The 12,140-nt window shown below is 69.6% G+C and carries 11 protein-coding genes; 5 read left to right on the top strand and 6 right to left on the bottom strand.

Annotation, left to right across the window (positions count from 1 at the left end):
• Positions 1-3: 3 nt before the first annotated feature.
• Positions 4-615 (top strand): LysE family translocator, encoded by a 612-nt coding sequence (locus AC31A1_RS08700; RefSeq protein ID WP_489652677.1) that lies wholly within the window; start codon positions 4-6, stop codon positions 613-615.
• A gap of 12 nt (positions 616-627) precedes the next feature.
• Here the strand turns inward: AC31A1_RS08700 and AC31A1_RS08695 are convergent, their stop codons facing one another.
• Positions 628-1,674 (bottom strand): chitinase, encoded by a 1,047-nt coding sequence (locus AC31A1_RS08695; RefSeq protein ID WP_489652676.1) that lies wholly within the window; start codon positions 1,672-1,674, stop codon positions 628-630.
• Between the two features lie 155 nt (positions 1,675-1,829).
• Between AC31A1_RS08695 and AC31A1_RS08690 the strand changes: the two genes are divergently transcribed.
• Together AC31A1_RS08690 and AC31A1_RS08685 are read left to right on the top strand one after the other, a co-directional pair.
• Entirely contained in the window at positions 1,830-2,840 is a 1,011-nt protein-coding gene (locus tag AC31A1_RS08690) for an aldo/keto reductase (RefSeq protein WP_489652675.1), read from the top strand.
• A 26-nt stretch (positions 2,841-2,866) separates the two neighbouring features.
• Positions 2,867-3,454: a TetR/AcrR family transcriptional regulator gene (locus AC31A1_RS08685; RefSeq protein WP_489652674.1), complete on the top strand. Its 588-nt coding sequence runs from the start codon at positions 2,867-2,869 to the stop codon at positions 3,452-3,454.
• A 128-nt stretch (positions 3,455-3,582) separates the two neighbouring features.
• Here AC31A1_RS08685 and AC31A1_RS08680 read toward each other — a convergent pair whose 3' ends face one another.
• From AC31A1_RS08680 to AC31A1_RS08670, 3 genes are all read right to left on the bottom strand, one after another.
• A complete protein-coding gene (locus AC31A1_RS08680) occupies positions 3,583-4,731 on the bottom strand; it encodes a serine hydrolase domain-containing protein (RefSeq protein ID WP_489652673.1) in 1,149 nt (382 codons plus the stop codon).
• A 72-nt stretch (positions 4,732-4,803) separates the two neighbouring features.
• Positions 4,804-5,010, bottom strand: a complete 207-nt coding sequence (locus AC31A1_RS08675; RefSeq protein WP_393755337.1) for a hypothetical protein — start codon at positions 5,008-5,010, stop codon at positions 4,804-4,806.
• Positions 5,011-5,143: 133 nt separating this feature from the next.
• Positions 5,144-6,571 carry an MFS transporter gene (locus tag AC31A1_RS08670; RefSeq protein WP_489652672.1) on the bottom strand — a complete coding sequence of 476 codons (1,428 nt, stop codon included), beginning with the start codon at positions 6,569-6,571 and terminating at the stop codon, positions 5,144-5,146.
• A 101-nt stretch (positions 6,572-6,672) separates the two neighbouring features.
• Between AC31A1_RS08670 and AC31A1_RS08665 the strand changes: the two genes are divergently transcribed.
• Positions 6,673-7,569, top strand: coding sequence for a helix-turn-helix transcriptional regulator (locus AC31A1_RS08665; RefSeq protein ID WP_489652671.1), 897 nt, complete (start codon positions 6,673-6,675; stop codon positions 7,567-7,569).
• A gap of 63 nt (positions 7,570-7,632) precedes the next feature.
• Here the strand turns inward: AC31A1_RS08665 and AC31A1_RS08660 are convergent, their stop codons facing one another.
• Positions 7,633-9,078, bottom strand: coding sequence for an MFS transporter (locus AC31A1_RS08660; RefSeq protein ID WP_489652670.1), 1,446 nt, complete (start codon positions 9,076-9,078; stop codon positions 7,633-7,635).
• Between the two features lie 97 nt (positions 9,079-9,175).
• On the opposite strand from AC31A1_RS08660, the gene dusB reads away from it, so the two are divergent.
• The gene (gene dusB / locus AC31A1_RS08655; RefSeq protein ID WP_489652669.1) at positions 9,176-10,378 is read left to right on the top strand and encodes a tRNA dihydrouridine synthase DusB; all 1,203 of its coding nucleotides are present in this window, start codon (positions 9,176-9,178) and stop codon (positions 10,376-10,378) included.
• 40 nt (positions 10,379-10,418) lie between these two features.
• Here dusB and AC31A1_RS08650 read toward each other — a convergent pair.
• A partial coding sequence (locus tag AC31A1_RS08650; protein ID WP_489652668.1) for a sulfatase-like hydrolase/transferase occupies positions 10,419-12,140 on the bottom strand: 1,722 nt, incomplete at its 5' end.

Below are 12,140 nucleotides of genomic sequence, written 5' to 3'. Positions count from 1 at the left end.
GCCATGAGCCTCGCCTTTCTCCTCACCACCCTTGTCGTGGTCGCCACCCCTGGCACCGGTGTCATCTACACCCTGGCCGCCGGTCTCTCCCGTGGGCGCGGCGCGAGCGTCCTCGCGGCCCTCGCCTGCACGCTCGGGATCGTGCCGCACGTGCTGGCCACCGTCGTCGGGCTGGCCGCGCTGCTGAACGCCAGTGCCGCCGCCTTCCAGATCCTCAAGTACGCCGGTGTCGCCTATCTCCTCCACATGGCGTGGGTGACGGCGAAGGACAAGGCGGTGATCGACGTCGACCAGGACAGCGCGCCCCTGTCCGCCGGCCGCGTGATCGTCCGGGGCGTGCTGATCAACATCCTCAACCCGAAGCTGACGATCTTCTTCTTCGCGTTCCTGCCCCAGTTCGTGAGCCCCGACGAACCCCACTCCACCGTAAGGATGTTGGCGCTCAGCGGGGTCTTCATGCTCGCGACCTTTGTCGTCTTCGCCGCGTACGGCGTTCTCGCCGCCTCCGTCCGTAGCCACGTCACCTCTCGGCCGAGGGTGATGACATGGCTGCGGCGGAGCTTCGCGGGGTCGTTCGTGGCGCTGGGGGCCAAGCTCGCCCTCACCGAGCGTTAGATCTCCTGGATCTCAACGCCCTTGCAACGACTTGACGTTGTCGCCGAACGTCCAGTTCTTCGAACCGTCCCAGTTGATCGACCAGGTCATCAGGCCCTTGAGGCTCGTGCCGTAGTGCTTCCACGCCTGGGAGACCAGGGACGGTGACATGTAGCCGCCGCCCGCGCCCGACTGGGCGGGCAGGCCCGGGACCTGCTTGTCGTACGGGACCTTGATCGTCGTACCCTGCACGACCAGGCCCTTGTTGAGGCAGTCGGTCTGGGCGGTGAAGCCCGCGACCGTGCCCGCCGAGTACGAGTCGCCGGAGCAGCCGTACATGCTGCCGTTGTAGTACTGCATGTTGAGCCACCACAGGCGGCCGTTGTCCGCGTACTTCTTCACGATCGGGAGATACGCGCCCCAGATCGAGCCGTACGTGATGCTGCCGCCGGTGACGTACGCGGTCTCGGGGGCCATCGTCAGGCCGAAGCCGGCCGGCATCTGGGCGAGGATGCCGTCGATGATGCGGATCAAGTTGGCCTGGGACGTGGAGAGTTGGGCGATGTTTCCGCTGCCGACGAGACCCGTCTCGATGTCGATGTCTATGCCGTCGAAGTTGTACTTCTTCAGGATCGGGACGATCGTCGAGACGAACTTGTCGGCGACCGTGGACGAACTGAGGTCGATGCCCGCGGCCGCGCCGCCGATCGACATCAGGATCGTCTGGCCGGAGGCCTTCGCGGCGCACATCTCCGCCGGCGTGGCCACCTTCACGCCCGCGTCCATGCCGTCCTCCCAGAGGGCCGTTCCGTCGGAACGGATGACCGGGAAGGCCGCGTTGATCACGTTGTAGCCGTGAGTGGCGATCGCGGAGTTGGTGATCGGGGTCCAGCCGAAGGGCGGATGAACGCCGTTGGAGGAGCCGTCCCAGTTCTCCCAGTAGCCCTGGAGGACCTTGCCGGCGGGGCGGGACTTCACGGCGCAGGTGTCGGCGGCGGACGCGGTCGCGGCGACGGGGAGTTGGGTGAGGCAGGCCGTCGTCAGGGCGGCGGCGAGCAGGCGCAGGGCACGGCGGAGCATACGGGCCTCCCGGTGGGGGTGCGGTGAGGTGTCGTAGGCATGACAGTGCGCGTGGTCCAGACCTTTCGTCAAGAGGCCCGGACCGGCCGACCGTGCCGACAAGTATGGAATGACAGATATTGAAATCTGTCATCTGTCATGCCAAGCTGGCATGCATGACGATCCCCACGCGCACTCTCGGAACCACCGGCCCCCAGGTTTCCGCCCTCGGCCTCGGCTGCATGGGCATGTCCGCGTTGTACGGCGACGCGGACCGGGCCGAGTCCATCGCCACCATCCACGCCGCACTCGAAGCGGGCGTGACGCTCCTCGACACCGGCGATTTTTACGCCATGGGTCACAACGAGATGCTGATCGGCGAAGCCCTGCGCGCCGCTCCGGCCGCCCGGCGCGAACAGGCGCTCACCAGCGTGAAGTTCGGGGCGCTGCGCGGTCCGGACGGCGGCTGGAGCGGCTACGACGGCCGGCCCGCCGCCGTGAAGAACTTCGCCGCGTACTCCCTCCAGCGGCTCGGCGTCGATCACATCGACGTGTACCGGATCGCCCGGGTCGACCCCGGCGTGCCGATCGAGGAGACGGTCGGCGCGATCGCCGAACTGGTCGAGCAGGGCTACGTCCGGCACATCGGGCTCAGTGAGGTCGGCGCCGACACGATCCGCCGGGCCGCCGCGACCGCGCCGATCGCGGATGTGCAGCTGGAGTACGCGCTGATCACGCGCGGCATCGAGGACCGGATCCTGCCGGTCACCCGCGAGCTGGGCATCTCCGTCACCGCGTACGGCGTGCTGTCCCGCGGGCTGATCTCCGGGCACTTCACGCCCGACCGGCAGCTCGGCGCGACCGACTTCCGGGCGCACTCGCCGCGCTTCCAGGGCGAGAACCTCCAGCACAACCTGGGCCTGGTCGAGCAGTTGCGGAAGATCGCCGAGCAGAAGGGCGTCTCCGTCGCCCAGCTCGCCATCGCCTGGGTGCTGTCGCGGGGCGAGGACATCGTGCCGCTGGTCGGCGCGCGGACCCGGGGGCGGCTGGCGGAGTCGCTGGGCGCGCTGGACGTCGTACTGGACGCGGCGGACCTGGCGGCGATCGAGGCGGCCGTACCGGCGGACTCGGCGTCGGGCGACCGCTACCCGTCGGCGCAGATGGCGCACCTCGACAGCGAGCGCTGATCCGGCCTGCGGGTACGGTCTCCGTCATGGCACCGAGCGAGACCCTGACCGCCGAGCGCATCCTCGAAGCGACCGAGGAGGTGCTGCGCCGCCACGGCCCGGCGAAGGCCACCGTGGTGGACGTGGCCCGCGCGCTCGGCGTCAGCCATGGCACCGTCTACCGGCACTTCCGCACGAAGGCCGCGCTGCGGGAGGCGGTGACCCAGCGGTGGCTGGACCGGACGGCGGAGACGCTGTCCGGGATCGTCGCCGGGACCGACCGGGACCCGGAGACGCGCCTGCGGGACTGGCTCGCGGGACTGTTCGCGGCCAAGCGGCGCAAGGCGGGCGGCGACCCCGAACTCTTCGCCACGTACTCGGTCCTCGCGGAGGAGGCGGGCGAGGTGGTCAGCGCCCACATCGACGAACTCACCGGCCAGCTCACCGCGATAGTCCGAGCGGGCGTCGAGAGCGGTGTCTTCACGGTCGCCGACCCGGCCGTCGCCGCCCGCACCGTGTTCCAGGCCACCGGCCGCTTCCACGACCCGTCCTACGCGCGGGAGTGGCAGAAGCCGGGCGTGGAGGGGGAGTTCGGGGAGATGGTGGAGTTGTTGGTGCGGGGGCTGCGCGGCTGACTGTGGGCCTTTCGCCGCGCGGTTGCGGTGAACTGACCCTGCGTTCCGGTCAGTTCACCTTGACGGTGACAGTGGCAGTGGCAGTCGGGGAGGTAGGTCGTGCCGGCCGCGACGGCGAGTCGAGAGGGTCAGCGCCCCGCCGCGCACCCCCAGAACTCCCGCATCAGCGCTGTCGGTACCGGGCTCGTCATCGCCACCTGGGTCAGCAGGACCGTCACCGTGCCCGTGGGCGGGACCACGTGGGCCGTGGTGCCGGTGCCGCCGACCCAGCCGTAGCGGCCGGGGACGTTCCACGGGTCGGCCGGAGCGACGTCGACCTGGCCGCCGTAGCCCCAGCCCTGGCCCTCCAGGAAGAGGGTGGCGGCGTCGCGCTGGGCGGCGGTGAGGTGGTTGGTGGTCATGCGGCTCACGGAGGTGGGGGAGAGGACCGGGGTGCCGTCCGGCGCCGCGCCGGCGTTCGCGAGCATCCGGCCGAAGGCCAGGAGGTCGTCGGCCGTCGAGACCAGGCCGCCGGCGCCCGAGGGGAAGGCCGGGGGCCGGCTGAAGCCGCCGTCCGGGGTGTCGGCCTGCTCCAGGGTGCCCTGCTCGCCCGGTGTGTAGGCGGTGGTGAAGCGGGCCCGCTTCGACTCCGGGACCATGAATGCCGTGTCCGGCATGCCCAGCGGCCCGAAGAACCGCTCCGCCAGGAAGTCGGGGAACGACGAGCCCGAGGCGCGGGCGACCAGGACGCCCTGGAGGTCCGAGCAGGTGTTGTACAGCCACGCGGCACCCGGCTGGCGCACCATCGGGATCCGGGACAGGGCGGCGAGCCACTCGTCGGGGCCGGGCTGGAGGTAGGGCGCGCGGCCGTCCTGCTGGAACGCGAGCAGCGTCTGGACGGCCGGCAGGGAGAAGTCGTCCGGGAAGCCCCAGCCGGCCCGGAAGCTCAGCAGGTCCTCGACCGTGATCGGACGCTCCGCCGGGACCACGTCCTCGACCGGCGAGGACGGGGTGCGGACCACCGTGGGCTTCGCCAGTTCCGGCAGCCACTCCGCCACCGGCGCGTCCAGCGCGAGGCGCCCGTCCTCCACCAGGGCCAGCACCGCCGCCGCCGTGACCGGCTTGCTGACCGAGGCGATCCGGAAGATCGAGTCGCGGGCCATCGGGGCGGTGCCGTCGACGTCGACGGAGCCGACGGCGGCCACCTCGACGTCGTCGCCGCGGGCCACCAGGCCCACCGCCCCCGGCACGGTGCCGTCGTCGACGCGTCGTCGCAGGGTGTCGTGGAGAGAGCTCATCGGTCGGCCTTCCGGTCCGGGGAGTCGTATCGGATACGACTCTCCTCGCCCCGCGAACTCATCGCTCCCCGCTCAGCCGGCGGACGGATCCACCGTCGCCTGGTGCTCCTCGGCCAGATGCTCCTCCGCCTTCAGCCAGGGCAGGAACTGGGCGCTCTTCTTCCAGCCGCACGTGTCGCAGCTGATCGTGCGCTTCGCGCCGGTGCGCAGCACCCGGACGACGTGCTCGCGTCCGTGCTGGTCCCAGCGGCTCACCTTGCTCGTGTTGATCTCCAGCATGATGTCTCGCCTCCGGCACAGAGTGTGCAGCAAGACCAACATCAACAGGGCTCAATTCACGCCGAGTTGTCCAAGCTGTGAACATGACATCCCGGGTGTCGTCCGGCATGTCGTCCGCATGTCGTCCGGTATGTCACCCGATCGTGCGCGGCAGCCGCAGGCTGAGCAGCCCGGTCAGCACGACCCCCGCCAACTGCACCAACAGGGTTATCGCCAGGGCATCGCGCATGCCCATGCCCGGGATCAGCGACAGGAAGAGGGTGCCGAGCGTGGCCACGCCCAGCGCCAGCGCGGACTGCTGGGTGGTGACCATGACGCCGGCGCCGACACCGGCACGGGCCGCCGGAACCTCGGACAGGATGATCCGGAAGATGATGGGCAGTTGGAGCGCCTGACCGGCACCGGCGACCGCCGCGCCCGGGAGCAGTTCGACGAACCCGAGGTGCGGCCAGGAGCGCCAAACGGCCAGCACGATCAGGCCCAGGCCCACCGCCTGGATGACCGAACCGGCCGTCACGATCCGCGTGCCGTACCGGGTCACCAGACGCGGCCCGGCGAGCGAGGCCAGGAAGAAGGTCACCGCCAGCGGGACCAGCGCGAGGCCCGCCGCGACCGGGCCGAGACCCGCGCCGCGCTGCAACGACACCGCGATCACGAACATGAACCCGCTGAAGCCCATCCCGAACGGCAGGATCATCACCAGCCCGCGCCGCAACGAGGTCAGCGCCAGCAGACTCGGCGGCACCAACGGTGTACGGCCCTGCCGGTCCGCCCTGCGCTCCACCGCGTAGAACGCCGACGCGATCCTCGGGAACGCGGCCAGCGACAGCCACGTCCACAGCGGCCAGCCCGCCGCCCGGCCCTCGGTCAGCGGCACGAGCAGCGCCAGCAGGGACGCGCCGAGCAGGAAGGTGCCGGGCACGTCGACCGGCTCAGGGTGCTGGGAGCGCGTCTCCGGTACGACCTTGGCGGCCAGGAACAGGCCGACGACGACCACCGGCACGTTCACCAGGAACACCGCGCGCCAGCCGGTACCGGCGATGTCGGCGGCGACCAGGACCCCGCCGAGGATCTGCCCTGCCACCATGGCGAGGCCGGCGGTCGCGCCGTACAGGCCCATCGCCTTGGCGCGGCGCGGGCCCTGGGTCGTGGACTGGATGGTGGCGAGGACCTGCGGGAGCATCGCGGCGGAGGCCGCGCCCTGCGCGATCCGCGCCGCGACCAGCGTCCACGCGGTGGGCGCGAGCCCGCACGCCAGCGAGGTCACGCCGAACGCGGCCATCCCGCCGAGGAACAGCCGACGGCGCCCGAACAGGTCGCCGAGCCTTCCGCCGAGGACGAGCAGCACGGCGTACGCGACTCCGTAGCCGGCGACGACGAGTTCGAGGACGGCCTCGCTCGCCGAGAGGTCCTTGCCGATGGTCGGCAGGGCCACGTTCACGATGAAGAAGTCGATGAGGGGCAGCGCCGCGGCCAGCAGCACTGTGAACAGTCCGAGGCCGCTGAGCACGGGTGCCGCCGCCGGGGATTTCACGGTGCGGGAAGCGATGGTTTCGGTCACGCTGACGAGCGTGCGCCTCCTGGGAGACTGGTACCAGAGTGTCCTTATCCTGGTAGCAGGACTACCTGGAAACAGGCTCCGTACAGCGGCAGACTGGGGTGATGACGACGATGGCACAGGAGACGGTGACAGAGGCGACGGCCGAGGCCGCGGATGCTCCGCAGACCGCGTCGACGGTCCGGCGGCACGAGCTCGCCGCGTTCCTGCGCCACCGCCGTGAGCACATCACCCCCGAGCAGGTCGGCCTCCCGCGCGGCACCCGGCGCCGTACACCCGGCCTGCGCCGCGAGGAGGTCGCGCAGCTCGCCGCGGTCGGGGTCACCTGGTACACGTGGCTCGAACAGGCGCGGGACATCCAGGTCTCGGTACAGGTGCTGGACGCGCTGGCCCGCACGCTCTTCCTGGACAGCAGCGAGCGCTCCCACCTCTTCCAGCTGGCCGGTGCGATCGACCCGCGGCCGGCCACGAGCTGCGCGGTCGTCACGCCCGCCCTCCAGGCGATGCTGGACCAGCTGGACCCGATCCCGGCCTGTCTCCAGAACAGCAGGTACGACATCCTCGCCTACAACCGCACCTACGGGATGCTGCTCTGCGACCTGGACGCGGTACCGCCCGAGGACCGCAACTGCATGATCCTCTCCTACACGCACGAGGAGTGGCGGTCGTCGATCGTGCACCTGGAGAAGACCCAACGCCTCATGGCCGCCCGCTTCCGGGGCTCGATGGCCGACCACCTCGCCGACCCCACCTGGAAGACCCTCCTCAAGCGCCTGCGTACGTCCCCCGAGTTCTGCGAGGTCTGGGACCGCCACGAGGTCATGGGCGCCAGCCCCCGCCGCAAGGAGTTCCGCAACACCCACGTCGGCCGCATCACCGTCGACCACACCGACCTGTGGCTGACTCCGGCGAGGGGCCCGAGGATGGTGACGTACGCTCCCGCGGACGCCGAGTCGAGAGACCGACTGGAGAGCCTGCACGCCCTAGCGCAGGCCAGGTGAGGGTTTTGCTTTTAGGGGCGCGGGGAACTGCGCGACCAGCCACGACGCACCCGCACTCGAAAACTAAGCGTTGATCCCAGCCGCTTCGCGCACCTCAAAAGACTGCAACCGCTCAGCCGTACGCTCAGCAGTCCTGCGTGCCCACACTCCGCTGGTAACCGCACCGAGCACCAGCACAGCCAACCCGCACACCACCAAGATCCACCACCCGGGCCGAGCAGCAGACACGAACGTCTCCCTGTACGACGACGCCGACACCCCGGAAGCCAACACCGCCCCCACCACGGCAACCCCCAGCGTCTGCCCCAACTGCCGACTCGTGGACGCCACGGCCGCCGCAACACCCGCTTGAGCGCGAGGCATCCCGGACACCGCCGTGTTGGTGATCGGCGCGTTCACAAACCCGAACCCGATCCCGAACAGCGCGTACCCGATGAACCGCGAGACGCCCGACGTCTCCGCCTCGAACCCCGCGAACATCACCGCACTGGCAGTCATCGCCGTCCCCGCGATCAACAGGGATATGCGCGGCCCATGACTACCGACCAGCCGCCCCGAAACCGGCGCGCACAGGAACGTGGGCACAGCCATCGGCAGCATCCACAGACCGGCGTGCAGCGCGTCAAGACCCACCACGTTCTGCAGATACAGCGTGGACAGGAACAGGAAGCCGCCCAGTGCCGAGAACGCGCTGATGGCGATCACCGTCGCCCCGCTGAACGGCGCCGAACGGAAGAAGCGCAGGTCGATGAGGGGTTCGTCGCGCCGAGGCTCGTACCAGAGCAGCGCGACGAGCGCGGCCAGCGCGAGGACGGCGAAGGGCAGGATCGAGGTGAACCCGGAGCTCGGCGCCTCGATGATCGCGTACGTCAGGGAGCCGAACAGGGCGATCACCAGGAGCTGGCCGACCGGGTCGGCACGGCGGGCCTTGGGCGCACGCGACTCGGGGATGAACTTCAGCGTGAGCAGCAGCGCGGCCAGGCCCACCGGCAGGTTGATCCAGAAGATCGAGCGCCAGCCGACCGAGTCCACGAGCAGCCCGCCGATCAGCGGCCCCGCGGCCATCGATATGCCGACGACCGCGCCCCACACACCGATCGCCCGGGCGCGCTCGCGCGGCTCGGTGAAGGTGTTGGTGATGATCGACATGGCGACCGGGTTGAGCATCGAGCCGCCGACCGCCTGGATCATGCGGAACCAGATCAGCGCGTTCAGACCGGGGGCCAGGGAGCAGAGCAGGGAGCCGAGGCTGAAGACCACCAGGCCGGCGATGAAGACCCGCTTGCGGCCGATGCGGTCGGCCGTGGAGCCCGCCAGCATCAGCAGGGAGGCCAGGACCAGGGTGTACGCGTCGATCGTCCACTGCAGACCGGAGGTCGACGCGTGCAGATCGGTCTGCATCGCGGGCAGCGCGACGTTCAGGATGGTCACGTCCAGGCTCACGATCAGCAGACTCATGCAGCAGATCGCGAGCACCAGCTGTCGGCGGCGGTGGCTGAGCTCGGGCATGCGCACCATCGTACGCCAAACTCGATAGTGCGTCTAACTAATTACCGATACACGATCCTCGGCCCGAGTACCCGGCGTCGTACGGGACAATGGAGCAATGTCCACGCCCGTCTCCGCGCCCGTCGCCCCGTCCGTGTCCCCGGCTGTGACCCCCTTGCAGGTCGGCCCGCACACCGTCTCGCCGCCCGTCGTCCTGGCCCCCATGGCCGGGATCACCAACGCGCCCTTCCGCACCCTGTGCAGGGAGTTCAGTGGGGGCAAGGGTCTGTTCGTGAGCGAGATGATCACGACCCGGGCGCTGGTCGAGCGCAACGACAAGACCATGCAGCTGATCCGTTTCGACGCGACCGAGACGCCGCGTTCGATCCAGCTGTACGGCGTGGACCCGGCGACCGTCGGCAAGGCCGTCCGCATGATCGCGGAGGAGGGGCTCGCCGACCACATCGACCTCAACTTCGGCTGCCCGGTGCCGAAGGTGACCCGCAAGGGCGGCGGCTCCGCGCTGCCGTACAAGCGGAACCTGCTGCGGGCGATCCTGAAGGAGGCCGTCAGCGGGGCCGGCGACCTGCCCGTCACGATGAAGATGCGCAAGGGCATCGACGACGACCACATCACCTTCCTCGACGCCGGCCGCATCGCCGTCGAGGAGGGCGTCACGTCCATCGCCCTGCACGGCCGCACGGCCGCCCAGCACTACGGCGGTACGGCGGACTGGGACGCGATCGCGCGCCTGAAGGAGCATGTGCCGGAGATCCCCGTGCTCGGCAACGGCGACATCTGGTCGGCGCAGGACGCGCTGCGGATGGTGCGGGAGACCGGGTGCGACGGGGTCGTGGTCGGGCGCGGCTGCCTCGGGCGGCCGTGGCTGTTCGCCGACCTCGTGGCCGCCTTCGAGGGGCGTCAACAGGCCCGTGCCGGAGGCACTGATGGACGCAGTCTGGAGCCGTCGTTGCGCGAGGTCGCCGACGTCATGGTGCGGCACGCGACGCTGCTCGGTGAGTGGATCGGGGACGAGGCGCGGGGAGTCATCGACTTCCGTAAGCACGTCGCCTGGTACCTGAAGGGCTTCGCGGTCGGCAGCGAGATGCGCAAGCGGCTCGCGATCACGTCCTCGCTGGAGGAACTCCGGGCCGGGCTCGACGAGTTGGACCTCGACCAGCCCTGGCCCGTAGGCGCCGACGGGCCCCGCGGCCGTACGTCCGGCAACAACAGGGTGGTGTTGCCGGACGGTTGGCTGAAGGACCCGTACGACTGCGCGGGGATCAGCGAGGACGCGGAGCTGGACACGTCCGGCGGCTGAACTCCGTTGGGCGGGCGCTCAGTTCTTCTTCTGGTGCTGCTCAGTTCGTCTTCGGGTGGGGCGTCGAGCCGTACGCCGTGAGGAACTTGTCGCGGAAGTCGCTCATCTTCCACACCGGAGCCTTGTGGGCGGGGCGCAGGCCGTCGGTCCAGTTCCAACTGTCGATCTTCTGAAGGATCTTGGGGTCCTTGGCGACGATCGAGATCGGGACGTCACGGCTGGCGTGGTTGCCGCTGACGCGGGCGATCGGCTGGTGGTCGCCGAGGAAGACGAGCACGGTGTTGTCGTTGCCGTAGCGCTCCAGCCACTGGGTGAGGGAGTTCACCGAGTACTGGATCGACTTGCCGTACTCCTGGCGGGACTTGGTGGTGTCGGCGATGACGCTGGACGCCTTGTTGCCGGCCTTCTCGATCGAGTCGAAGATCGAACCGTTGCCCAGCTGGTCCCACGGGACGAGCTTCGGGATCGGGGCCCAGGGCTGGTGGCTGGAGGTCAGGATCAGCAAGGACATCAGCGACTTGCCGTCGGTGCGGGGCTTGCTGTGCACCTGCTTCTGGAACTGCTCCAGCGCGTACTGGTCGGGCATCGTGGACCAGCTGAACTTCGGTCCCTGGTAGCCGAGTTGGAAGGCGTTGTAGACCTTGTCGAGGCCGTAGAAGCTCTGCTCCGGCCAGCCCTTCTGGATGCCCGGCATCACGCCGACGGTGTCGAAGTCGCCGGTCTTCTTGAAGGCGTCGGTCAGGCTCAGGTGGTCGCTGGCCATCACCGTGCGGTAGCGCTGCTGGTTGCTGACCCACAGGCCCGACATGGTGGTGGAGTGGCCGAGCCAGCTGCTGCCGCCGTACGTCGCCGAGGTCAGCCAGCCGCTCTTCGCGGCGAAGCCCGCCTTGGAGAGGGCGGTCGTGTCGGCGGCGAGGGTCGAGTCGACGCCGGGCGCCATGATCGGGTCCTCGATCGCGCTACGGCCGTAGCTCTCGATGAAGGTGAAGATCACGTCCTTGCCGCGGAGGTCCGGGACGAGCTCGCTGCCGGGGGTGTTGCCGAAGGCGTCGACCTTGGCGACCTTCTTGAACTCGGCCTCGTCGCGCAGGGTTTCCTGCATCGCGCGTACCTGGTACTTGATGACGCCGGCGGTGTGGTCGGCGGCGAGCGGGATGCCGTGGAACTCCAGCGCGAACGCGGTCAGGGTGATCCACACCGTGCCGGCGATCAGGGTGCCCTTGGTCGCGATGGCCTTGTAGGTCACCAGGACGTTGCTGAGCCGGACCATCGCCAGCGCGACGAGCACGATCAGCACGACGATCAGCGCGATCAGGCCGACCGTGATGGCCTGCGTGGCCGCCCCGCCGAAGGTGTCCTTCAGATACCCGCGGGCGTCCCCGAACAGGCTCCAGTCCAGGATGATGTTGAAGTGCCGGCCGAGGTATTCGTTGAACCCCATGTCGAACATGTTCAGCACGGCGATGGCCCCGACGAGCGCGCCGAAGCCCGCGGCCGCGATGATCCGGGCCCGCCGCGGCAGACTCAGCAGAACCACGGCCGCCATGATCGCCTCGGCCGGTATCCGCGCGAACTCCATGAGCCTCAACTGCCCCAGCGTGTTGGGCATTTCGAGGCAGATGTAGACCAGCACGGCGGCGAGGAACGTGACGACCCAGGAGAGCGTGAGCGCGGCCACGGGGTGCCTTTCGCGCCAGGCGTGCACCCGGCGACGGAGGCCTAGGCGGCTGCTCCAGGTGCGGGGGCCGGGGCGTTTGGGGCG

The sequence above is a fragment of the Streptomyces sp. P5F9 genome, from assembly GCF_057961495.1.
The sequence above is the reverse complement of the archived record's forward strand: the minus strand, read 5'-3'. Positions and strand labels throughout refer to the sequence as shown.

What these genes read in the sequence shown, in the direction of transcription:
- AC31A1_RS08680 (WP_489652673.1), bottom strand. Translation starts at nt 4,731, where the DNA reads ATGAGCTCTCTCCACGACACCCTGCGACGACGCGTCGACGACGGCACC.
- AC31A1_RS08660 (WP_489652670.1), bottom strand. Translation starts at nt 9,078, where the DNA reads ATGCCCGAGCTCAGCCACCGCCGCCGACAGCTGGTGCTCGCGATCTGC.
- AC31A1_RS08665 (WP_489652671.1), top strand. Translation starts at nt 6,673, where the DNA reads ATGACGACGATGGCACAGGAGACGGTGACAGAGGCGACGGCCGAGGCC.
- AC31A1_RS08700 (WP_489652677.1), top strand. Translation starts at nt 4, where the DNA reads ATGAGCCTCGCCTTTCTCCTCACCACCCTTGTCGTGGTCGCCACCCCT.
- AC31A1_RS08695 (WP_489652676.1), bottom strand. Translation starts at nt 1,674, where the DNA reads ATGCTCCGCCGTGCCCTGCGCCTGCTCGCCGCCGCCCTGACGACGGCC.
- dusB (WP_489652669.1), top strand. Translation starts at nt 9,176, where the DNA reads ATGTCCACGCCCGTCTCCGCGCCCGTCGCCCCGTCCGTGTCCCCGGCT.
- AC31A1_RS08685 (WP_489652674.1), top strand. Translation starts at nt 2,867, where the DNA reads ATGGCACCGAGCGAGACCCTGACCGCCGAGCGCATCCTCGAAGCGACC.
- AC31A1_RS08690 (WP_489652675.1), top strand. Translation starts at nt 1,830, where the DNA reads ATGACGATCCCCACGCGCACTCTCGGAACCACCGGCCCCCAGGTTTCC.
- AC31A1_RS08675 (WP_393755337.1), bottom strand. Translation starts at nt 5,010, where the DNA reads ATGCTGGAGATCAACACGAGCAAGGTGAGCCGCTGGGACCAGCACGGA.